Origin of the sequence: Streptomyces sp. NBC_01465, assembly GCF_036227325.1 — a bacterium.
Classification (GTDB): Bacteria; Actinomycetota; Actinomycetes; order Streptomycetales; family Streptomycetaceae; genus Streptomyces.
Genome location: NZ_CP109467.1, coordinates 4,364,890 through 4,388,173 on the forward strand (window position 1 = coordinate 4,364,890; position 23,284 = coordinate 4,388,173).

At 69.7% G+C, this 23,284-nt stretch carries 12 protein-coding genes and 4 tRNA genes; 12 read left to right on the forward strand and 4 right to left on the reverse strand.

The window, feature by feature from the left end:
- Positions 1-23: 23 nt before the first annotated feature.
- The 4 genes from OG707_RS20615 to OG707_RS20630 form a co-directional block, all read right to left on the reverse strand.
- A tRNA-Phe gene (locus OG707_RS20615) sits at positions 24-97 on the reverse strand.
- Between the two features lie 22 nt (positions 98-119).
- Positions 120-194: transfer RNA gene (locus OG707_RS20620), tRNA-Asp, on the reverse strand.
- Positions 195-233: 39 nt separating this feature from the next.
- Positions 234-306 (reverse strand) — tRNA-Glu (locus tag OG707_RS20625).
- A gap of 81 nt (positions 307-387) precedes the next feature.
- On the reverse strand, positions 388-1,944 hold the full coding sequence (locus OG707_RS20630) for a metallophosphoesterase family protein (RefSeq protein WP_443071359.1): 1,557 nt from the start codon (positions 1,942-1,944) through the stop codon (positions 388-390).
- 26 nt (positions 1,945-1,970) lie between these two features.
- Between OG707_RS20630 and OG707_RS20635 the strand changes: the two genes are divergently transcribed.
- The 12 genes from OG707_RS20635 (at position 1,971) to OG707_RS20690 (ending at position 23,250) form a co-directional block, all read left to right on the forward strand.
- Positions 1,971-2,321: a metallopeptidase family protein gene (locus OG707_RS20635; RefSeq protein WP_329120390.1), complete on the forward strand. Its 351-nt coding sequence runs from the start codon at positions 1,971-1,973 to the stop codon at positions 2,319-2,321.
- The gene (locus OG707_RS20640) at positions 2,318-2,794 is read left to right on the forward strand and encodes a fluoride efflux transporter FluC (RefSeq protein WP_329120392.1); all 477 of its coding nucleotides are present in this window, start codon (positions 2,318-2,320) and stop codon (positions 2,792-2,794) included. The genes OG707_RS20635 and OG707_RS20640 overlap by 4 nt, the downstream gene beginning before the upstream one ends.
- Positions 2,791-3,156, forward strand: a complete 366-nt coding sequence (locus OG707_RS20645; protein WP_329120394.1) for a fluoride efflux transporter FluC — start codon at positions 2,791-2,793, stop codon at positions 3,154-3,156. The genes OG707_RS20640 and OG707_RS20645 overlap by 4 nt, the downstream gene beginning before the upstream one ends.
- Positions 3,157-3,229: 73 nt before the next feature.
- Positions 3,230-3,676 (forward strand): hypothetical protein, encoded by a 447-nt coding sequence (locus OG707_RS20650; protein WP_329120395.1) that lies wholly within the window; start codon positions 3,230-3,232, stop codon positions 3,674-3,676.
- 198 nt (positions 3,677-3,874) lie between these two features.
- Complete coding sequence (locus OG707_RS20655; RefSeq protein ID WP_329120397.1) at positions 3,875-6,109, forward strand: DEAD/DEAH box helicase; 2,235 nt, start codon at positions 3,875-3,877, stop codon at positions 6,107-6,109.
- Positions 6,110-6,350: 241 nt separating this feature from the next.
- Entirely contained in the window at positions 6,351-9,299 is a 2,949-nt protein-coding gene (locus OG707_RS20660) for an FG-GAP-like repeat-containing protein (protein ID WP_329120399.1), read from the forward strand.
- A gap of 181 nt (positions 9,300-9,480) precedes the next feature.
- A complete protein-coding gene (locus tag OG707_RS20665; protein ID WP_329120401.1) occupies positions 9,481-11,589 on the forward strand; it encodes an FG-GAP-like repeat-containing protein in 2,109 nt (702 codons plus the stop codon).
- Positions 11,589-13,130, forward strand: coding sequence for an FG-GAP-like repeat-containing protein (locus tag OG707_RS20670; protein ID WP_329120403.1), 1,542 nt, complete (start codon positions 11,589-11,591; stop codon positions 13,128-13,130). The genes OG707_RS20665 and OG707_RS20670 overlap by 1 nt, the downstream gene beginning before the upstream one ends.
- A 20-nt stretch (positions 13,131-13,150) precedes the next feature.
- Positions 13,151-16,231 (forward strand): FG-GAP-like repeat-containing protein, encoded by a 3,081-nt coding sequence (locus tag OG707_RS20675; RefSeq protein WP_329120405.1) that lies wholly within the window; start codon positions 13,151-13,153, stop codon positions 16,229-16,231.
- A gap of 49 nt (positions 16,232-16,280) precedes the next feature.
- A complete protein-coding gene (locus OG707_RS20680) occupies positions 16,281-17,819 on the forward strand; it encodes an amino acid permease (RefSeq protein WP_329120407.1) in 1,539 nt (512 codons plus the stop codon).
- A 53-nt stretch (positions 17,820-17,872) separates the two neighbouring features.
- Positions 17,873-17,945, forward strand: a tRNA-Lys gene (locus OG707_RS20685).
- Between the two features lie 259 nt (positions 17,946-18,204).
- Entirely contained in the window at positions 18,205-23,250 is a 5,046-nt protein-coding gene (locus OG707_RS20690) for a DUF5979 domain-containing protein (RefSeq protein WP_329120409.1), read from the forward strand.
- Positions 23,251-23,284 lie beyond the last annotated feature (34 nt).

The window sequence follows — 23,284 nt, forward strand, 5'->3', positions numbered from 1 at the left end:
GACGGTCGGGGCCTCTGTCGCTGTGGCTGGGGCCGGGGTCGAACCGGCGACCTATCGCTTTTCAGGCGATCGCTCGTACCAACTGAGCTACCCAGCCACGCAGATCTTGCGATCTGCAGCGGTCCTGACGGGATTTGAACCCGCGGCCTCCACCTTGACAGGGTGGCGAGCACTCCAAACTGCTCCACAGGACCAAGCAATGTGCGAGAACCAGTCTCGCACACAGTGATGCGTGCCCCCAACGGGATTCGAACCCGTGCTACCGCCTTGAAAGGGCGGCGTCCTGGGCCACTAGACGATGAGGGCTAATTGGCCCGCCTGTGCGCCTTGCAGCGCGTCGGGGACGTGAGAAGCATATGGGATGCGGGGACCGTTCGCCAAAACGGTTTAGGGGGAGGTGGGGGAGGGGGTCGTGGAAGGGGTGGCGCCCGGCTGGTTGTCGGCCGGGAGGTGGCGGCTGACCTCGGCCGTTGTCAGGCCCAGGCCGCCCAGGGTGATCTCGTCCCAGGCCTGCAGGTGCTTGGTGGCGCTGTCCAGGTAGAGGACCGAGGCGCGGATCTTCTCCGGGTGTTTGTTCTGTACGGCGCGCAGGCCGCCGCCGCCCGTGGAGCCCTCGACCTTGAGGCGGGTGCCGTGCTTGAGGACGTCGGTCTCGCGGTGGTGGACGTGGCCCGCGAGGACCAGGGGGACCGTGCCGTCCGTTTCGCGGGCCGCGGTGGGTTCGTGGGCCACCGCGATGTCGACCGGGGTGCCGGAGAGCTGCTGGTTGCGGAGGGCGGCGGCCAGGCGGAGGCCCGCCAGGCGTTCCGCTGCGTCGCCGCCGGGGGCCGTCGAGCGGTCCGGGGTGAACTGGGGGTCGCCGGTGCCGGCGATGCGCAGGCCGTCGATGGTGACCGCCTTGCCGTTGTCCAGGACGTGGGCGTTCTTGAGGCGGGAGAGGTAGCGCTGGGTCTCGGCGGAGTCGTGGTTCCCGCGGACCCAGACGTAGGGGGCGCCGAGGGTCGTGACCGGGTCCAGGAAGTGGTTCTCGGCGGCGCTGCCGTGGTCCATCGTGTCGCCGGAGTCGATGATCACGTCGATGTCGTACTGGTCCACCAGGGAGCCGATGATCTGCCACGCGGCCGGGTTGAGGTGGATGTCCGAGACGTGCAGGACGCGGATGTTGGCGGCGCTGGGCTGGTAGGCGGGGAGCGTGGACGTGGCGTCGTACAGGCGTGTGACGTTGGTGACCAGGCGGGCCAGTTCCTGCTGGTAGACGTCGAACTCCGTGACGATCGAGCGGGCGTTGCCGATCAGCTGGGGCGCCGAGGCGAGCAGGCCCGAGTACTTGGGCTCCAGGACGGACTTCGGGTTCCAGGTCGCGTACGCGGAGACGCCCGAGGCCGTCAGGAGCGCGAGCGCCAGGGCGCCGGCGGTGAGGGCGGGGCGGGGGCGGCGGTAGACCACGAGGCCCAGGGTGGTGGCGCCGGCGATCACGGCGGCGCAGGAGCGCAGCGCGAGGTCGACGGTGCCGTGCTCTACGTCGCCGGCGATCTCGTCCTGGAGGCCGGTGATGCGTTCGGGGTGCTGGACCAGGGCCTGGGAGCGGGCCGGGTCGAGGCGGTCGACGTCCACGTCGAGGCGGATGGGGGCCGTGTGGGACTTGAGCTCCAGGGCGCCCAGGGGAGAGATGTTGATTTTGGTGCCGCCGTGGAGCGAGGGGCGCAGAGTCATGGTGGTGTCCATGGGGCCGACCGGGGTGCGGACGTTGCCGACGGTGAGGAGGCCGAGCCAGGCGCCGAGGAGGACCACCGCCACCAGGCCGGACGCTCTGGCCCAGGGGTGCGGGGGGTGGGTGAGCGCCGAGGTGGGTGCGGGGCGCGTGGGGTGGAGGCGGGCGGTGACTTGCCGGAGCAGTTCGACGGCACGCATTGGGCCCGTATGCCCAGCCGGTGAGGCGGTCATGCGGGGTCGTGGCCGACAATGGGCGCGTGCTGGAGATGACGCGTGAGGAGTTCGAAGAGCTTGTCGGCGAGGCGCTCGACCGTATTCCGCCTGAGCTGACGCGGTTGATGGACAACGTGGCCGTCTTCGTGGAGGACGAGCCGGCCAGTGACGACCCCGAGCTGCTCGGGCTCTACGAGGGGACCCCGCTGACCGATCGCGGGGAGTGGTACGCGGGGGTGCTGCCCGACCGCATCACCATCTACCGGGGGCCGACGCTGCGGATGTGCGAGGACAGGGACGAGGTGGTCGCGGAGACCGAGATCACCGTCGTTCATGAAATCGCTCATCACTTCGGGATCGACGACGAGCGGCTGCACGCACTGGGGTACGGGTGAGCGAGGCCGCCGGAGCCGCGGAGGCTGTTGATCCGGACGTCGATCTGCATGTCGCCGCGCAGCGCGCCGAGACCGTCGGCGGCGCCAAGTGGGGTGTGCTGGCGGTCATTTCGGCCGGGGGCGCTCTCGGGGCCTGTGCGCGGTACGGGCTGGCGTTGGCGTGGCCCGTCGCCGAGGGGGCCTTTCCTTGGACGACTCTGGTCGTGAATGTCGTCGGGTGCGCGCTCATCGGGGTGCTGATGGTGCTGGTGAGCGAGGGCGGGCGCAGTGCGCATCCGCTGGTGCGGCCGTTTCTGGGGGTGGGGGTGCTCGGGGGGTTCACGACGTTTTCCACGTACGCCCTCGAAGTCTCGCGGCTGCTGGCGCGGCACGAGGCGGGGACCGCGCTGGCGTACGCGGGCGGGACGCTTGTGGGCGCGATCGGTGCGGTGTGGGCGGCCGCCTCGGTGACCCGGCGGGTGGTCGCGCGGTGAACTGGGTGCTCGTGGTGGTGGGTGCCATGGTCGGGGCGCCGCTGCGGTATCTGACCGACCGGGCCGTGCAGGCGCGGCACGACTCCGTTTTTCCGTGGGGGACCTTCACCGTGAACGCCGCCGGGAGCTTCGTGCTCGGGGCGCTGGCCGGGGCGGCCGTCTCCTCGGGGCCTTACGCGCTGCTCGGGACCGGGCTCTGCGGGGCGCTCACCACGTACTCGACGTTCAGTTACGAGACGCTGCGGCTGGCCGAGCGGGGCGGGACGTTCCTGGCGGCGGCCAATGTGGGGGCGTCCCTGCTGGTGGGGCTCGGGTCGGTGTTCCTGGGGTCGGAGCTGGCCGCGGCGCTGGTCGCCCAGTAGGGCGTGTCCCCGGGTGGGGAAAGGGAGTTGGGAGGGTGAACCCACTCAGCCGTGCCCCCGGAGGTGGTGCCCCGTGCGCCAGTTGCCCGTCCCTGCCCGACTGGTGGTCGCCTCGCTGGCGGCTCTGGCCTCGGCCGGCTGCATGAGCGTGAGCGACCATCCGGGCAAACCCGCCTCGTCGGCCTCCGCCTCGCCGCAGGGAGCCGCCGCCGAGCCGGACGGCGGGGCGGCGCCGGGCGGCCGGGGGCGCGTACCCGGGAAGAAGGGCGAGGACGGCAAGGGCTCGCCCTCGCCCTCGGCCTCCGTATCGGCGGGGGCGTCGGCGCCCGTCGTACCCACCCCGCATCACCCGAAGGACCCACTGCCCTCGCGGCCGTCGTCGGGGCCGCCGTCGGCGCCCCCCTCGCAGCACTCGGAGCCGCCCATCCCGGAGCCGAGCCCGAGCCCGTCGCCCGAGCCGAGCAGCCCGCCTCCGGAGCCTTCGACCTCGCCGGTATCGCCGCAGGTGGGGACCGGTTAGGCGGGTCCGGTTTGCCATAACGGGGGGAGGGTGCGTATGGTTATAGATCGTTTGATCCCATTGCCCGGCGCCGAAAAAGAAGAGCGTCGTGTGGCGCGTACTCTCCCTTGCCGTGGCTGGACCGCATTGAGGCGGTCGAAATTGCGATTCACGGAGTTATGGGCGCGTGCCGAGACTCCGAGAGGTTTCGCATTTCGTATGTCCAATTCCAGTTCTGACCACACCGTCATGCCCGAGAACGACGAGATTGTCGTCGCCGAGGCCGAGGCCGTCGTAGAGGCCGCAGAGATCGTCGCCGAGGTCGAGGAGACCGTCGTCGAGGAAGCTGCAGAGCCCGCCGAGCCCGCCGAGCCCACCATCACCTTCGGAGACCTCGGTCTGCCCGAGGGCATCGTCCGCAAGCTCGCGCAGAACGGCGTCACCGCGCCCTTCCCGATCCAGGCCGCGACCATCCCGGACGCCCTGGCCGGCAAGGACATCCTGGGCCGTGGCCGTACCGGCTCCGGCAAGACCCTCTCCTTCGGTCTGCCGACCCTGGCCTCGCTGGCCGGCGGCACCACCGAGAAGAAGAAGCCCCGCGCGATCATCCTCACCCCGACGCGTGAGCTCGCGATGCAGGTCGCGGACGCGCTGCAGCCGTACGGCGACGTGCTCGGCCTGAAGATGAAGGTCGTCTGCGGCGGTACGTCCATGGGCAACCAGATCTACGCCCTGGAGCGCGGTGTCGACGTCCTCGTCGCCACCCCGGGCCGTCTGCGCGACATCATCAACCGTGGCGCCTGCTCGCTCGAGAACGTCCAGATCGCCGTCCTCGACGAGGCCGACCAGATGTCGGACCTGGGCTTCCTGCCCGAGGTCACCGAGCTGCTCGACCAGATCCCCGGCGGCGGCCAGCGCATGCTCTTCTCCGCCACCATGGAGAACGAGATCGGCACGCTCGTCAAGCGCTACCTGTCCAACCCCGTCACGCACGAGGTCGACAGCGCGCAGGGCAACGTCTCGACCATGTCGCACCACGTCCTCGTCGTGAAGCCGAAGGACAAGGCGCCGGTCACGGCCGCCATCGCCGCCCGCAAGGGCCGCACGATCATCTTCGTCCGTACGCAGCTGGGCGCCGACCGTATCGCCGAGCAGCTCATCGAGGCCGGCGTGAAGGCCGACGCGCTGCACGGCGGCATGACGCAGGGTGCCCGTACGCGCGTTCTCGAGGACTTCAAGAAGGGTTACGTCAACGCGCTCGTCGCGACCGACGTCGCCGCGCGCGGCATCCACGTCGACGGCATCGACCTGGTCCTGAACGTGGACCCGGCCGGTGACCACAAGGACTACCTGCACCGCTCGGGCCGTACCGCCCGTGCCGGCAAGTCCGGTGTCGTCGTCTCCCTGTCGCTGCCGCACCAGCGCCGCCAGATCTTCCGGCTGATGGAGGACGCGGGCGTCGACGCCTCGCGCCACATCATCCAGAGCGCCGGCGCGTTCGAGCCGGAGGTCGCCGAGATCACCGGCGCCCGTTCGCTCACCGAGGTCCAGGCCGACGCGTCCGACAACTCCGCCAAGCAGGCCGAGCGCGAGGTCCTCCAGCTCACTCAGGAGCTGGAGCGCGCCACGCGCCGCGCCACCGAGCTGCGCTCGGAGGCCGACCGCCTGGTCGCCCGTGCCGCGCGCGAGCGGGGCGAGGACCCGGAGGCGGCAGTCGCCGAGGTGACGGAGGCCGCCGAGGCCGAGGTCGCCGCTGCGGTGTCCGTACCGGAGCAGCCCGCGCCTGCTGTGCGCGAGGAGCGCCGTGACGACCGGGGCAGCTTCCAGCGCCGTGACGACCGTCGCGACGACCGGGGTGACCGTGGTGGCTACCGCGGTGGCAACGACCGCGGTGGTGACCGTGGCGGCTTCCAGCGTCGTGACGACCGTCCGTCGGGTGGTGGCTTCCGCCGCGACAACGACCGTCCCTCGGGCGGCTTCAACCGTGACCGTCGTGACGAGCGTCCGTCGGGTGGTGGCTTCCGCCGCGACAACGACCGTCCGTCCGGTGGCTTCAACCGTGACCGTCGTGACGAGCGCCCCGCGGGTGGTGGCTTCCGTCGTGACAACGACCGTCCGTCCGGCGCCAATGGTGGATACGGCCAGCGTCGTGACGACCGTCCCGCGGGTGGTGGCTTCCGCCGCGACGACCGTCCGTCCGGTGGCTTCAACCGCGACGACCGCGGTGGCAACGGCGGCTTCAACCGCGACCGTCGCGATGACCGCCCCTCCGGCGGCCACCGCGGCAGCGACCGTCCGTTCAACCGCGACCGTCGTGACGACCGCCCGTCGACGGGTGGCGGCTTCCGCTCCGGCGGCGGCAGCAGCGACCGTCCGTACGGCCGCTCGACCGGTACGAACACCGGCACGTTCGGCCGCCGCGACGACAAGCCGCGCTGGAAGCGCAACGGCTGATCGCAGCTGATCCGACCCACCGGAAGAGCCCTGCTCGATGCACCGCATCGGGCAGGGCTCTTCTGCTGTTCGTTGCACAGCGCACTGATAGCCTCCGGCTCTCGCATACCGATGCGATACGAGGGTCTGGGGAGGCCTGGTGGGGGTTCTGATACGCCGTCGTGAGTGGAGACGGGCTGCCGTTGCTCTTGCAGTCACCGCCGCGATCGCCGGTGCAATGGGTCCGTTGGGCAGTCCGGCCGTGGCCGATACCGTGCCGCCTCAGGTGGTGCTCGATCCGGCCACTCGTACGGTGAGCCCCGGCACTCTGGAGATGGCCGGCCGGACCGGGTTCCTGCACTGGGAGGGCAGTGCGGTCGGTCATGTGTGGACCGACTACGCAACCGGCGTGACGACAGGGCGAGCCCTTCCCGTCGGCAGCTCGTCCCTCATCAACACCTCGTCGGACGTGATCGCCTACAAGGGCAGCGCAACGGGGGAGATCCGTCTGGTCGACGCCGTGGGCGGCCGCGAGCGGACCATGCAATTGCCGGAGGGATTCACCCTCAAGGTGATGCGCGGGGACACCGCCCTCGCCACCACCGTCTCGGCCGGGGGCACCAGCGAGTGCCATCTGTTCCGTCTCGACGGGACGGACCTCAGCGATCGCAAGGTGACCGGCATGCCCAGCGGGGCACCCTGCACCGCAGTCGACTCGGTATCGGCCGGCACCGGTGACAACACCGTCGCGGTCGTCAGGTACTCGGTCGCGGGGGCCTGGCACTTCGGGCTCGTCGGCCTGGACACCGCCGCACTCACCGAACTTCCGCTCCCTGCGGGGCCGCAGAACATCCAGGTCACCAAGGACTACATCTCCTGGCACGACGTCGTCGCCCACGCGGTCAACGTGCTCCCTCGCGCGGATCTGCAAGCGGCCGCGCGCGTCATTCCGGACTCCTCGACCTATGGAACCCAGGCGTACTTGGTCGGCAACCGGGTCTTCCGGATGGTCGGTGGGTACGGCACGCTCACCGTCGTCGCACCGACCGGCGAGGCGGGCACGGCCCTGCATTCCGTACCCTCCTACCACGCGCTGGCCGGACCGGACGGCAGTCTGCTCGTCACGGGTGAGGCAACCGTCCCCGGCGACTACGCGGTGCACCACTTCACCGCCGACGCGGAAGGCGTCCCCGTACGGGCCGAGGTCTTCCCCGTGCCCTGGCAGCCGTCGCACAGCGCGCGCATCGCGCTCGCAGCCGGCCGGATCGCCAGCTCCGAGGCCGATCCCCACGGCGAGCCACTGGGCTTCGTCGACCGGCAGGCGGCTGTGTCCGGCTCGCCCACGGAGAGCGCCAAGACCTACCTCGGTGAGGACGTCACCTTCGACGCAGCCTGCAGGACCGCCCAGGGCTGTCCCGAGGTGTTCCCGACCGTCGACGGACGGCTGGTCTACGGAACGATCGAGACCACCGGCGCCCGCCTCCATGTCGTCGACGCCGCGCACAAGGCCCCGGGCACCCAGCGTGATCTCGGCACCACCTGGCTGACCGTCGACGGAGTCTCCAGCCACTACGTCACCTACGAGACGGGGACGGCCACGGCTTCCCGTACCGAGGTACGCGACCTCGACACACTTTCCGTCGTGCACACCGGCCCCGCAGGTGCCACCGCCCTCTGGGGCGGCACGCTCTGGCAGGCCGGCGCCGGTGGCAAGCTGACGGCGACCGCCCTGGCCACGGGCGCGGTGACACGCACCCTCGCCACGGGTGCCTCCTGCACGGTCAGCAGGCTCCAGGCCTCGGCCCGCCACCTCTACTGGGAGTGCGGTACGAAGCCGGACTCGGCCGGGGTCGTCGACCTGGGCACGGGCAGGGCGACGGCGCTCGGCGCCGGTGCCACTGCCGGGCGGCTCGGTGACGGGTTCGTGGCCCGGCTGGACAGCGACCGGCAGGTCACCGTCACGGATCTGACCGGTGCGGCGCCCGTCGAGCGTCTGCTGGGTGGAACCGCCAACTCGACCGTTCCGGGCGTCGGTTGGGCGGCCGATCCGTACAGCGGGCTGGTGGCGTACGAAGCCGGGGACCAGCAGGTGCGCCTCGCCCGGACCGGGACCGGGCCCGCGCCGCTCGCGCAGATCGATGCGACCGTACCGGCTGCGCTGACCGTGGACAGCGGTCCCGGCTGGACACCGAGCTGGTGGCTTTCGAAGCCCGCGGCCTCGTGGACGCTGCAGCTGCGCAACAAGGCGACCGGAGCCACGGTGGACACCCTCTCCGGGGGCGTGGCACGTGGGCTGATCAAGACGACGTGGGACGGCGTCCCTTCGGCCGGCCACCCGGTGCCCAACGGCACCTACACCTGGACGCTGACGGCTCAGCCGGCGGATGGACAGGGCGCGGCGCTGACGAAGACCGGAGCGCTGAAGGTGACCGGGGGCGCGGCGGTACGGCGGGACGCCAACAGTGACGGTGTCGGGGATCTGCTGACCATGAACGGTTCGGGCGGGCTGACCTTCCAACTGTTCAATGGCGCGGGGAAGTTGTCCGGCGGAATTTCCGGCGGCGGCTGGCCGACGACGGCTTATGCGGTGCCTTTCGGCGACTTCAGCGGTGACCGGTGCAATGACGTGCTCGTGCGGTACACCTCGGGCGAGCTGCGTTCGTACAAGCCCGCGTGCGGGAAGGCCGTCACGCCCTCGACTCCCTATGTGAAGGTCGGGGCCTCGGGCTGGCAGCAGTACGACGTGCTGACCTCGCCGGGAGATCTGAATGGTGACGGGCTCCCCGATCTGGTCGCCCGGCAGAAGACGACCGGCGACATGTATTTCTACGCGGGCCGTTCCGACGGGAAGTTCGCGGCAAAGGTGAAGATCTTCACCAACTGGAAGACCTACGGGCAGATTGCGGGCGTCGGTGACATCACCGGCGACGGCAAGGCGGATCTGATCGCCCACGACAAGGCGGGCGGCCTGTGGCGCTACGACGGCACCGGAAAGGGCACCTTCAAGGCGCGCGTGAAGGTCTTCTCCAATTGGGGGACCTCGTACAACACGATCGTCGGCGTCGGTGACGTGACCGGGGACGGCAAGGCGGATCTCGTCGAGCGCGACACCGGCGGGAAGCTGTTCCGCAACGACGGGAACGGCAAGGGGTCGTTCGGCGGCCGTACGCAGATCGCCACCGACTGGCAGGGGTACAAGGGCGTTTTCTGATCCTTCTGCCGGCCAGGAAGCGTGTCCGTCCATTACCGGGCGGGCACGCTTCTCTTTTCACTTCCGTCACAGATAAAGCTGCTGTTAAGATCCGCCCACTGAGATGTGGGGGGCACCGGCCGGGGGGCTGGTTCAGGGGTTTCTCTCCATGTCCTTTCGGACTCCCGGGGAGGGACCCTCTGTGGCTCGCCGTTTGCGTGGCCGTACAACTCTGGTGGCCCTGGCGGTGATCGCGGCGAGCGCCGTGTCGACCGCGGCCGCCGCGCAGGCACCGACTCCGGTGCAGACGAGCGGTGTGTGGGGCATCGACTTCTCCGGCGGCGTACTGAACACGGTGGAGCGCGCCGCCAACGGGGAGATGTGGATCTGGCAGCGACACGTTCCGGCGGACGGCACGTCCACCGGGGACCGTTCCACCGTGACGTACGCGGGGGTCTACGCGGGCGGCAGCCATCTCAAGACCGTGCCGTGCGAAGCGGGCGACTGTGTGCCGCTGGTCAGTTCGGGCAACGGGCACGTCGGTGTGGTCAATGTGGACGCGGCGGGCAAGGAATCCGTCCAGATCTGGACCGGCCGGGGCTCCTACTACTCGGACCCGGTGCACTCCACGGACGTCCGGATCCAGGACGTGAACGGCGCGTACTACGCCTTCAACGCGGGATCGCCGGCGCAGCAGTATGTCGAAGGTGATCAGCGGTACCGCTACACGGACGTGCGGATGACGCGTGCGGCAACTGCCTCCAGCGTGTGGGGAACCAGGCTGTGGACCGCGTCGTCCACGGCCGGCGCGGTGACCTCGATCGACATCGTGCAGAAAAAGGTCGTTGAGACAGTCGCAACGGGAGCCCCCTGTGCGATCAAGGAGGTGCAGTCGGTCGGCCGCTGGGTCTACTGGAACTGCGGTCCTGGCGGCGCTGCCGGGGTCTATGACCGTACGGCGAAGAAGTCGGTCGGCGTAGCGCCCGGCTCCGCGCTCCTGGGCGACGGGTACCTGGTGCAGCACGACCGGGCCGCGGGAAAGCTCGTGCTCACCGACTTCCACACGGGTGTGGCGGGCGCTCCGCGCGCCGTCGCGGATCTGCCTGCCGGGGTCACCGTCGACCAGCGGCGGCAGACCTGGGCCGTGGACAGGTTCGGCGGGAACATCGCCTACGTCGGCACCGACAAGGCCGTCCACATCGTGCCCAGCGGTGTGCCCGCGCAGCCGCCCGGAAAGATCGCCTCGGACACGGACGACATCTATCTCGACCTCAAGGACACCAGCGGCGGGCAGGTCTGGGCGAGTACGTGGCAGCTGAACCGTGAGGTGACGTGGACCTTTACGGTGAAGGACGCATCCGGCCGCGCCGTCCGTGTTCTGAAGGGCGGTCCCACTGCCGAGGTCGACCTCGTGTGGGACGGCAAGACCGATGCGGGCAGCTATACCTACAACGGTCCGCACACCTGGACGCTGACCGCCACCGCCACCCAGGGGTCCGCTGTGTACACGACCTCCGGCTCGGTCGTCGTCAGCGGCGGGCGGCAGGGCTTCCACGACCAGGGGGCCGACAGCCTCGGCGATCTGATCACGCTCAACGCGTCGGGCGGGATGAACCTCCAGTTCGGACAGCGCAACGCCGCGTTCTACAAGAGCGCCACCGGATCCGGCTGGCCGGCCGGCACCGTTGCCGTGCCGTTCGCCGACACCGGCAGCGACCGCTGCTCCGAGCTGCTGGTACGGATGCCGACGGGCGAGCTGCGTCGCTACACGGGGCGGTGCGGAAACTCGTACACGCCCGCCAACAGCCATGCCTCGCTGGGCGGCGGCTGGCAGCAGTACGACGTGCTGACCTCGCCGGGGGATCTGAACGGCGACGGTCGCGCAGATCTGATTGCACGTCAGAAGTCCACCGGTGACATGTACTTCTACGCGGGGATCGCCGGAGGGAAGTTCGCCGCGAAGGTGAAGCTTGCGTCCAACTGGAAGACGTACGGGCAGATCGCGGGTGTCGGCGACATCACCGGCGACGGCAGGGCGGACCTGGTCGCCCACGACAAGGCCGGTGGGCTGTGGCGCTACAACGGTCTGGGCAACGGGAAGTTCGCGGCCCGGGTGAAGGTCTTCTCCAACTGGGGGACCTCGTACAACGCGATCATCGGCGTCGGTGACATCACCGGCGACGGCAAGGCGGACCTCGTCGAGCGCGACACGGGCGGACGGCTCTTCCGCAACACCGGCAACGGCAAGGGGTCGTTCGGCGGCCGTACGCAGATCGCCACCGGGTGGCAGACCTACAAGGGAATCTTCTGATGCGCATGCTCCGCGGCCGTTCGGGCCGACTGGTCGCTGTCCTGGCGGCATCGGGCTCCCTCGCCGCCGGTCTTCTCGGGACGGGCGCGCCGAGTGCGGCGGCCGCGACGACCGTGCCGTCCTGGGTCATCCCGATGTACAACGAGGACGATGCCTCGGGCGCACATCGCGCCTGCACCGGCATCGTGCTCTCGAAGACCAAGACGCTCGCCACCCCCGACTGCTTCACGGGGATGGACGAGCCGGACATGGAGTGGGACTACGACCTCAAGTCGGGTCAACTCGCGGGCGGCAGCAACGGGGTGACCTACCACAGCCACCCGCAGTACGACTCGGCGTCCCGCCGAGGCGACCTCACTGTCGCCACCCGCCGCACCCCCGACAGCTCCGGGAAGGCCCCGCTGGCTTCGGCCTCGGACTCGGCGCTCTGGGCGACGGGCGCCAAGGCGACGTACTACTCCTGGGCCGGTCTCGACCTGGACTCCGCGCCGCGCGTGCGCCACAGCGAACAGGTCGTGGTGAAGTCGGCGGCGGACTGCGCCTCCCTGCTGGGCAGTTCACTGCCGAGCGGGACGCTGTGCACGGCGCCCGCGCCGGGAGCCGCGCCGGTCGCCGACGACGACCAGTGCTTCGGTGACGCGGGCGGGGCGCTCGTGGCGGGCGGCAAGCTGATCGCCGTATCGGCGACCAAGTCGACCGGATGCGTGAAGGGCGGGGTGCGGCTGTACACGCGCATCGCCTCCTACCGCGGGGTCGTCGACGCCTGGACCAGGGACACGGACCTCGACTACCGCTCCAGCGGGGGAGTCCTCGCCGCCGAGTCGGGGAGCATCGTCGCCTTCTGCTCGACCGACCAGGGGCGCCATCTCTCCGGTTGCTACGCGGACGGCGTCGGAACCTTCTTCGCCAGCGGGTACAACACCATCCTCCAGGCGGGGGACATGAACGGCGACGGCTTCGGGGACCTGCTCGCGCGTACGACCTCCGGGACTCTCTACCGCGTCAACGGCAATGAATTCATCGACCCCGACTTCGACCACCGAGTGAAGATCGGGACCGGCTGGAACATCTACGACCGGCTGGTGGCCGTACGCGATGTCTCCGGCGACGGCAGGAACGACCTGATCGGCCGCGACAAGTCCGGAGTGCTCTGGCTCTACCGGGGCACCAGCGACGGCAAGTTCGCCGGCCGGGCGCGCATCGGCGGCGGCTGGAACCAGTTCACCGTCATCACCGGCAGCGGCGACCTCTCCGGTGACGGACTCTCGGACATGGTCGCCCGCGACAAGGCCGGTGTGCTCTGGCTCTACCGGGGCAACGGCCGGGGCGGCTTCGCACCGCGCACGCGGGTCGGAGGCGGCTGGGGCCAGTACAACGCGATCGTCGCCAGCGGCGACATGGACCACAACGGACGCCAGGACATCCTGGCGCGCACCCCGGCCGGGGCGGTCTACCTCTACAACGCGAACCACAAGGGCACCTTCGACGCGAAGAGGCAGCTCGCGGTGACCCGTTGGAAGAAGTACGCGCGGATCAGCTGAACATCGACATGAGTGGGGTTATGACAAAGCGTTCAGTACGGCGGTCCCTCCTGGCCTGCGCACTCGCCGCAGGAGTCGGCGGTGCGGTGCTTCTGCCGCTGGGTACCGTCACGGCACAGGCGGCGGACACCGGCACCGAAGTGGTGCTGGACACTCCGGCCAAGGACATACCCCGGCCGGTCCAGCTGCTGTCGGCGGGGGCCACCGGCTTCCTGCACCGGCAGGGCGGACGGGACGCCGAGGGGCTGCTGTGGACCTCGTACGCGACCGGGAAGACCGTGTCGGTGCTCGGGAGCAGCGGTACGTATGCGCCCAATTCGGGCCTGACCTGCTACTACATCCGCAACGTCTGCTCCGACGGGCTCTTCGGCCGGGGCAGTGACACGGTCGCGATGCCGGACCGGCAGGGGCGGCGCTCGGTGCAGTTGCGGGACACCGCGACGGGTGCGCTCGGCACGGTCGACGGGTTTCGCGGGTCGTATCAGGGCACGTACGGGAGCACCGTCGTGTCGGGCTACGGCCCGGACGAGTTCGAGATCTCCGATCTGGTCGACGGGGTGCGGCGCGTCCGGGCGGTGACCGGGCTCGCGGACTCCGTCGGCAGTGTCGTGGTGGCCACCGGTGACGCCCGCGGGGCCGCGGTCCGTTACGGGCGTGCGGACGGCACCTTCGGGGTCGGGTATCTGGACTTCGCCACGGCCGCGGTCACGGAGGCCTTCGCCGATGTGCCCGACGCGGACGAATGGGGCGCCGCTCCTGCCGTGCTGCTGGACGGCGAGCGCATCGGCTGGATCGGGGCGTCGTCCGTTGTGCACCTCAAGTCCCGTGCGGATGTGGGAGTTTCGGAGACCGTTCATACGCTGGCGGACACCTCCGGGTACGGCAGCGAGGGCGTTCTGGTCGGCAACTCCGTTGTGCTGGCGGAGAGTTCGGTCTCGGACGCGCTGACCGGGAAGATCGTCGCCCTGCCGCTCGACGGCGGCCCCGCCCGGGTGCTGCTCGCCAGGGCCGGACAGGGCATTCAGGCAGGTCCCGACGGATCGGCCCTGGTCAGCGGCGGCACCGCGAACACCGACTGGTGGGTGCAGCGCATCGCGCCGGACGCGCAGGGTGCGCCCGCGGTGTCCAAGGTGCTCAAGGTCGCCCCGTACGAGAACGACAAGGGGGCGCTTGCCTTCAGCCGGGGGCATCTGCGCGTGGTGCTCGGCACGACCGGCTCTCCCCGGAGCAGCGTGACGGACCTCGGGGTGTCGGGAACACCCGTACCCAGCACGCCGGTTGAGGGTGACACTGTCCCCGCTGGCCGCGAGATCTGGGGGAATCACGAGACCGGCGGCGACGTCTTCCTGTCCCACCGGGACGGCGACGCGGCGTCCACGATCGTCGACGGATGGAGCTCGCCCGGCGTCGAGTTCGGCAAGGGCACGACGGGCGGGACCATCGTCGACGCCGCCGACGGCTATGTCGTCTACAACTCGGGTGGCACGGCCCCCAAGCAGTACGTGGGCGAGATCGGCCAGGGCGTCCTGCTGACCGGCACCGCGCGCGCCGCCGCGCTCAACGGCCCCGTGCTGTGGCGCGCGACGGGCGCGGCCGGCCAGGTCAGTGCGTACAACCTGAGCTCGAAGAAGACCACGAGCACGGTCACCGTCGGTGCCTCGTGCGTGCCGAGCGAGCTGCAGGCCGCCGGGAAGTGGCTGTACTGGAGCTGCGGCAGCGGCGGTGCCTCCGGGGTGTACGACACGGTGGGCAAGAAGTCCGTCGCCGTGACCGGCGGGGACGTACTGCTGGGCGACGGATTCACCGTGCGGCACGACCACACCGCGGGGACGCTGCTGCTCACTTCGGTGACCGGCGGTACGGCGGTCACGCGGACGCTCGCGGAACTCCCCGACAGCGGGAAGGCCACGGACCGGCGGCTGCGCTGGGCGGTGGACGAGTACACCGGAATGGTCGCGTACGTCGGCGGCCAGGAACAGGTGCACGTCCTGGGGACGGGCGTCGCCGCGTCTCCTGTCGCGGTGACGGGCCAGGAGACTTCTTCCGGAGTCTTCAACAAGACGCCGTGGACGGGCAATTGGGATCTCTCCCGGCCGGTCGCCTCCTGGACTCTCACCGTCAAGGACCCGGCGGGCCGGGTCCTGCGCACGATCACCGGCCGCGACGCACGCGCCGCCATCGCCGTGTCCTGGAACGGCAGGACGAACTCCAACGCCTACGCCCCGAACGGGGTCTTCCGCTGGTCGCTGACGGCAGTTCCGGCCGGCAGCACCGGCGCGGCCACGATCAGCTCCGGTACGGGCCTGCTGGAGGGCGGCGCGGCCGTCTTCCGCGACTACTCAGGCCACGAGGGCGTCCCCGACGGCCTCGGCGACCTGATGTCGCTCACCTCGTCGGGCACGCTCAGCTTCCACTACGGGGCTTCGAAGCTCTCCGGGAAGCTGGCGGGCGGCGGCTGGCCCTCGACCGTGTACGCGGTCCCGCTCGGGGACTTCAACGGTGACCGGTGCAATGACGTGCTGGTGCGGTACACCTCGGGTGAGCTGCGGTCGTACAAGCCCGGTTGTGGGCGGGCCGTCACGCCGAAGACCTCGTACGTGAAGGTCGGGGCCACGGGCTGGCAGCAGTACGACCTGCTGACCTCGCCCGGGGACCTCAACGGCGACGGCCGCGCCGACCTCGTCGTCCGCCAGAAGACCACCGGCGACATGTACTTCTACGCCGGCCGCTCCGACGGCAAGTTCGCGGCGAAGGTGAAGCTGGCGTCCAACTGGAAGACGTACGCACAGATCGCGGGTGTCGGCGACATCACCGGGGACGGCAGGGCGGACCTGGTCGCCCACGACAGGACCGGTGGGCTGTGGCGCTACAACGGTCTGGGCAACGGCAAGTTCGCCGCCCGGGTGAAGGTCTTCTCCAACTGGGGGACCTCGTACAACGCGATCATCGGCGTCGGTGACATCACCGGCGACGGCAGGGCCGACCTCGTCGAGCGCGACTCCGGCGGGAATCTCTTCCGTAGCGACGGCAACGGCAAGGGCTCCTTCGGCGGGCGGGTTCAGATCGCGACGGGCTGGAAGGGCTACAAGTCCCTGTTTTAGGCCACCCGTTGGCGCATGTCGTGCCCCCGGCGAGGGAATCGCTGGGGGCATGACAACACCCGATGCCCAAGGGGCACCACCGTCGGACGAGGCCCTCCTCGCCGAACTCGGCTACACCCAGGTCCTCGCCCGCCGGATGTCCGCCTTCTCCAACTACGCGGTCTCCTTCACCATCATCTCGGTCCTCTCCGGCTGCCTGACGATGTACCTGTTCGGCATGAACACCGGCGGCCCCGCCGTCATCACCTGGGGCTGGGTCGGAGTCGGCCTGATGACGCTCTTCGTAGGCCTCTCGATGGCGGAAATCTGCTCCGCCTACCCGACCTCCGCCGGCCTCTACTTCTGGGCCCACCGCCTGGCGCCCCCGAAGAGCGCGGCCGCCTGGGCCTGGTTCACGGGCTGGTTCAACGTCCTCGGCCAGGTCGCCGTCACCGCGGGCATCGACTTCGGGGCGGCGTCCTTCCTCGGCGCGTACCTGAACCTCCAGTTCGAGTTCAAGGTCACCCCGGGCCGCACCATCCTCCTCTTCGCCGCGATCCTGATCCTGCACGGCCTCCTCAACACCTTCGGCGTGCGCATCGTCGCTATCCTCAACGGCGTCAGCGTCTGGTGGCACGTGATCGGCGTCGCCGTGATCGTCGCGGCGCTGACCTTCACCCCCGACCACCACAAGTCCACGTCGTACGTCTTCACGCACTTCGTGAACAACACCGGCTTCGGCAGCGGCTTCTACGTCGTCCTCATCGGCCTCCTCATGGCGCAGTACACCTTCACCGGCTACGACGCCTCCGCCCACATGACCGAGGAGACCCACGACGCCTCCACCGCCGGTCCCAAGGGCATCGTGCGCTCCATCTGGACCTCGTGGATCGCGGGCTTCGTGCTGCTCCTCGGCTTCACGTACGCCATCCAGTCGTACGACAAGGAGCTCGGATCCCCGACCGGCGCACCCCCCGCCCAGATCCTCCTGGACGCGGTCGGCGCCACGGGCGGCAAGCTCCTGCTCCTGGTCGTGATCGGCGCCCAGCTCTTCTGCGGGATGGCCTCCGTCACCGCCAACTCCCGTATGATCTACGCCTTTTCGCGCGACGGGGCGCTCCCCTTCTCGCACATCTGGCACACGGTGAGCCCCCGCACCCGCACCCCCGTCGCAGCCGTCTGGCTGGCGGCGCTGGGCGCGCTGGTGCTCGGCCTCCCGTACCTGATCAACGTCACCGCGTACGCCGCCGTGACCTCGATCGCCGTCATCGGCCTCTACATCGCGTACGTCGTCCCCACCCTGCTGCGCCTCCGGCGCGGCGACGACTTCCGGCGCGGGCCGTGGCACCTGGGCCGCTGGTCGCGTCCCGTCGGGATCGTCGCCGTGGTGTGGGTCGCGGTGATCACCGTGCTCTTCATGCTGCCGCAGGTCTCGCCGGTCACCTGGGAGACCTTCAACTACGCCCCGGTCGCGGTCCTGGCCGTACTCGGCTTCGCGGCCGCGTGGTGGTTCGCCTCGGCCCGCCGCTGGTTCCTGAACCCGGACCACGCACGGACAAAAGCGCGCGAGGCGTCCCGTAAGGGCGCCCCGGAGCCGGTGGACCCGTAATACCTGATCGGCGCTGTGCCCCGGTCCGGCTATGCTCGGGGGAGCACAGCCGCGGACCGTTAGCTCAATTGGCAGAGCAGTGGACTTTTAATCCATTGGTTGTGGGTTCGAGTCCCACACGGTCTACCGGAAGCGGGAGAGGTACACCCCCTCCGGCCTGCTGCGAAGCGCCTCGACCGGTCTCGTCCGGTCGGGGCGCTTCTGCGTTTCCCCCGGACGGCGCAATTGCTTTGCTGATCATCATTTGAACGGCGTGGGCTGCCTTGCCCTGCGCTTGTGTGACCCTACGGTCGCTCACAGCAACCATCCGACTCCGGCTCAGCGGGGCGTAGGCGAAGGGCTGTCTTTGATGTTCGTACGTCGGCACACTCTGGCCAGGCTGCCAGTGGGTATCGCCGTGGCGCTGAGCCTGATGTTCGGCTCGCAGGCCGCGGCGGTGCCGATGGCGCCCGCGGCCGACGACCCCATGAGCTCCGTCAGCATCACCAAGACCAGCGATGCCGACGGGCCGCTGGAGCCCGGCGACGAATTCATCTACACACTCACCGGGCAGTGCTCGGGGCTGACCGTGGACTGTGTGGACTTCACCGTCACCGACACGCTTCCCGCGGAGTTCGAGGTCACGAGCCTGCCGCAGTCGACCACCACGCGTGACGTCACCTACGACGAGTCGACGCGGCAGCTGACCGTCGTCTACAAGCAGGATCTGCAGAACCCCGCGGGCAAGACCGGTCTGCGGGCCGGGCAGGCGGGCACCATCGAGATCGGCATGCGGGTGCCGGCCGACACCCAGCTGGAGGACGGCGCCACCGTCCCCAACTCCGCGCAGGTCGACGCCGACAACGCGGACAAGAAGGAGTCCTCCACCGACGTCACCGTCACCATCCCGCTCGTGGTCAAGCCGGTGACGACCAAGACGTGGGAGGACGGGTCGGCGGTCGCGCTCAGCGGCGAGGAGTCGACGATCACGCTGAACGTACGGAACCAGTCCTCGTCGTCCGCCGAGGTCAGCGAGCTGTCGGTGTCGGACACCACCGCGGACACCTTCGAGGACTTCGACTTCGTCTCGGCCTCCGTCACCGCCTTCCCCGCGGGCGCCGACCAGGCGCACCTGGTGGTCACCACCGCGGACGGCGCCACGCACACCGGGGCGGACATCACCTCGCCCGGACAGCTGCCGATGCCCGCCGGGGTCGACCCCGACGATGTGGTCGGCTTTGAAGTTGTCTTCACCAACAGCAACGGCGATCCGCTGCCGTACGACGCCACCGGCGGCACCGTCGAAGTGAAGATGAAGCTGAGGGACACCTACCGCTCCACCGGCGCCAAGCTGGAGCCCACCAACAAGATCACGGTCAACAACTGCGCGACGCCGAAGGCCCAGGAGAAGACGAAGGGCTCGGTCGACGGGGCGCCGGCCTGCGACACGTACGACATCCTGCCGGACATCCTCGTACTCAACGGGACCAAGAAGTTCTTCCCGGACACCGACGGCGACTTCACCCAGGAGACCGGTGAGCACGCGGTGATCGGGGAGAACTCGCCGGTCAGCATGATGGTCGACGTCAAGAACAACTCGCCGTTCCCGGTGAAGTCGATCACGATCACCGAGCCGGATCCGAACGCCACGAGCGAGTTCGACCTGGTCGAGATCAGCAAGGTGCGGTTGCGCTTCCCGGAGGGGGCGACCGAGGCGAAGCTGACCGTCACCTACTCCGACGGGACCAGCACCACCAACACGTACACCGAGGGCACGACCGTCGACGTGGCCAAGCCGGGCGCCCAGGTCACCAAGGTCGAGGTCACCTACACCGGCGTCGACGCGGACGGAAACCCCACCATCAAGGAGGGCGCCGACGCGGGACTCGATCTGCACGGCACCCTGGGCGACGACGTCGGCCCCGACAACCTGCCCACGGGCGTCAGCCCGGGAGTCGACAACTGCGCCGGTTTCAAGGGTGATGCGGGTCGTACGGACGGCTCCGGCACCGCCTCCGGTGACGCCTGCGCGACCCTGCCCGTCGAGGCTCCGAACACCTCGGGCAGCGGTACGAAGGACTCCTCCCAGACCGACATCCCTGCTGACCAGCCCATCACCATGAACCTGGTCGTCACCAACAACGGCAACAAGCCGCTGGTCAACCCGGTGATCACCGACCCGTCGGCGGCAGCGGACGGCTCCCCCGCCTCCACCAGCCCCTTCGATGTCCTGCGGATCACGTCGGTGACCGTCAGTCCGTCCAGCGCACCGGTCACTCTCGAGCTGTGGGACCCGGACGCGAGCGGTGGCTCCGGTGCCTGGGTCGCGTACGACGCCTCGGACGCGGCCCTGCTCGAACGGGCCACCGGCGTACGCGGCAAGTACAACGGCGAGATGTCCCCGCAGTCCAGCTTCACGATCACCGTGGTCACCGAGCGGCGCGACGGCGTACCGGACGGGACGACGCTGCAGAACTGCTACTCCATCGACGCGGGCGGCGACTTCACGGCCGGGGCACCGGTCTGCGGCCCGTCGATGAACACCGGGCCCGCCTCGGACTCGGCCTCGATCAACAAGTCGATCAGCCCCGGCGAGCTGCCCGAGTACGTGACGGGACTGCCGCGGCAGCACGCCGACATGACGCTCACGGTCGCCAACACCGGGAACATGTCGGCCAAGTACCTCAAGATCATCGACCAGGACACCGACTTCTTCGACGCCGTCGACCTGGTCTCCATCAAGTCCAACCAGATGCCGGCAGGCGCCGACCGGGTGCAGATCGACGCGTACGTGGACGGGGCATGGGTCAACGGCACCCCGGCCTCCAGTGCCGCGCTGCCCTCCGGCGTGAACCCCGCCGACGTCACCGGGATCCGCGCCACCTACACCTCGACGAGTACGGACAATGACGGTTACGTCATCAAGCCCGAGTGCACGACGGCCGGTTGCCGCGGGATCCTCGTCCTCGACGTCAGCCCGCGCGAAGCACTGCGCAGCAACGGTGACCCGGTGCCCAGCCACCTGGAGGACACGGCCAGCGGCCAGTTCACCACCAAGCTGCAGCCCGGCGGCAACCCCAAGGACATCGACCCGGTCGACGCCACGCTCAACCTGGTCAAGGGCGACCCGGTCCTCGACGTCAGCAAGACCCCGAACACCGCGCTCGCGCCCGGTGAGGACGCGCCCTTCTATCTGAAGGTCACCAACACCGGCACCGCCAACATCCCGCACCTGGTCGTCAAGGACTCCCTGCCGAAGGGCATCGCCTTCCTCGACACCTTCAAGGGCGACGACGGAGAGCCGTACAAGATCATCGACAAGGCGCTGCCCATCGGTGCCGAGGACGTGCCGAAGCCGGTCTTCACCAAGACCCTCGACGGCGACCGGATCTCCGGGCTCACCTGGGACTTCAACAGGACCGACGAGGGCAACGAGTGGGTCTTCCCGCCCGGCGGCACGTTCACCATCGAGATCCACGTGACGCTGGAGGCCGGCATCAACGCCGGTGACGTCGTCACCAACACCATGGGCGCCACCTCGTCCGACCCGGACTTCGCCTGCGGCGGCACCTCGCAGACCGACGGGGGCTTCGGCTCCGGCCTGTACTGCGTGGCCAACGCGACGCTGACCGCCAAGTCCGGGGCGTCGTTCTCCGCCCTCAAGTGGGTGGCCGGCAACGACAGTCTGGGCTGGTACAACACCGACTCCGGCAAGATCGTGCCGGTCGCCGACAGCTCCTGCCGGACCACGACCGACTCCACCGGCCGCCGCTACACCGCCAATCCGTGCATCGCCCTGGTCAACCCGGGCGACCAGTACCACTACTTGATGCGCATCCAGAACTCCGGCACGGAGTCCGGTACGGCCATGCGGATCGTCGACCGCTTCCCCGTCCAGGGCGACAAGGGCGTCATCCTCGACCAGTCGCGCGGCACCGCCTGGGACAAGCGGCCCACGCTCGCCTCGCAGCCGGTCCTCGACGGGCCCGGCACGATGGAGACCGCGTACGAGAACGACGAACCGCTGTGCACGGACGACCTGGCGATGGGCGGTGCCGGTTCGAGCGACGCCCAGTGCGACGCCTCCAAGTGGGACGACGCCTACAGCGCCCAGGCGGCCGGCGCCCGCTTCAGGCTGACCTTCCCGACGCCCCTCGCGCCGGGCGGCACGGTGAACATCACCTACGCCATGGACTCCCCGATCGACGTCGCCAAGAACGGCGACCCGACCATCGCCTGGAACTCGTACGCGCACAACGAGGTCACCGACCGCGCCGGTACGCCGCGCGTGCTCCAGGCCAACGAGCCGATCCAGGTCGGTGTCGCCCTCGGCTACGGCTCACTGAAGCTGGTCAAGCGGATCGGCGCCGCCCCCGCCGGGCTCGGCAAGCTGCTGAACAAGGTGCCGTTCCCGTACCACGTGACCTGCGTCATCCACCCGCAGGGCAGGCCGCCGAAGGTCGTCGTCAACAAGGACTACAAGGTCACCGTCGACCAGCCCGTCACCATCGACGGCATCCCGGCGGGCGCCGAGTGCAGCACCTGGGAGACCTCCGCCCACGGCGGCTCGTCGAACCATCCGGCGAACGACCCGCTGCGGGTCACCATCGAGCCGGGCGTCGGCACGACGGATGTGGAGACCGGACGGATCACCAACACCTTCGAGTTCGGCGCGCTGCAGCTGATCAAGTCGGTCGACGGGGACGCCGCGCAGTACGCCGACGGCCGTACGTACAAGGTCGCCGTCACCTGCGCCCTGCCGGACGCCGCGGGCAAGCCCACCGACCGCTACCTCACCAAGACGTTCGACGTCACCGCGGACAAGCCGGTCACCATCAAGCCGCTGCCGGTCAACTCCCGGTGCTGGGCGAAGGAAGTGGACACGGGCGGTGCCGCGACGGCGGTCGTCGACCACGGTTCGGCCGACAACCCGGCCGTCATCTCGGCGGACTCGGACGCGACGATCACCGTCACGAACACCTTCCCGGCGGCCGAGATCAACGTGACCAAGCACGTGGTGAACGGCGGGGCGGGACCGTACAGCTTCGAGCTCGCCTGCACCACCGACCAGGGCGACGTCCCGCTCGCGGGCGCCGACCGGGCGTTCGAGCTGAGCGACGGCGAGACCCGGACGGTCACCGTCCCGGAAGGTGCCGCGTGCACCGTGACGGAGCGGGATGTGCCGGACGGGGACACGGTGACGTACAAGGCGTCCGACGGCGGTGACAACGGGGAGGTCGTCGTCGACGGATCGGCGACGGTGGACGTCACCAACACCTTCGACGAGACGCCGGTGCCCCCGGTCGCTCCGGACGAGCCGGGCCACCACGGCAAGGGGCATCTGGCCGACACCGGGGCCCGGGACTGGACGCTCCTCGGCATCCTGTTCGCGGCGCTCACGATCGCGGGCGGGCTGGCCGTACGGAGGATCTCCCGGCGGCGCATGAGCTGATCGGGCACCGCACACACCGCGGCCCCGGGCGAGT

What these genes read in the sequence shown, in the direction of transcription:
- OG707_RS20630 (WP_443071359.1), bottom strand. Translation starts at nt 1,944, where the DNA reads ATGACCGCCTCACCGGCTGGGCATACGGGCCCAATGCGTGCCGTCGAA.
- OG707_RS20655 (WP_329120397.1), top strand. Translation starts at nt 3,875, where the DNA reads ATGTCCAATTCCAGTTCTGACCACACCGTCATGCCCGAGAACGACGAG.
- OG707_RS20670 (WP_329120403.1), top strand. Translation starts at nt 11,589, where the DNA reads ATGCGCATGCTCCGCGGCCGTTCGGGCCGACTGGTCGCTGTCCTGGCG.
- OG707_RS20675 (WP_329120405.1), top strand. Translation starts at nt 13,151, where the DNA reads ATGACAAAGCGTTCAGTACGGCGGTCCCTCCTGGCCTGCGCACTCGCC.
- OG707_RS20680 (WP_329120407.1), top strand. Translation starts at nt 16,281, where the DNA reads ATGACAACACCCGATGCCCAAGGGGCACCACCGTCGGACGAGGCCCTC.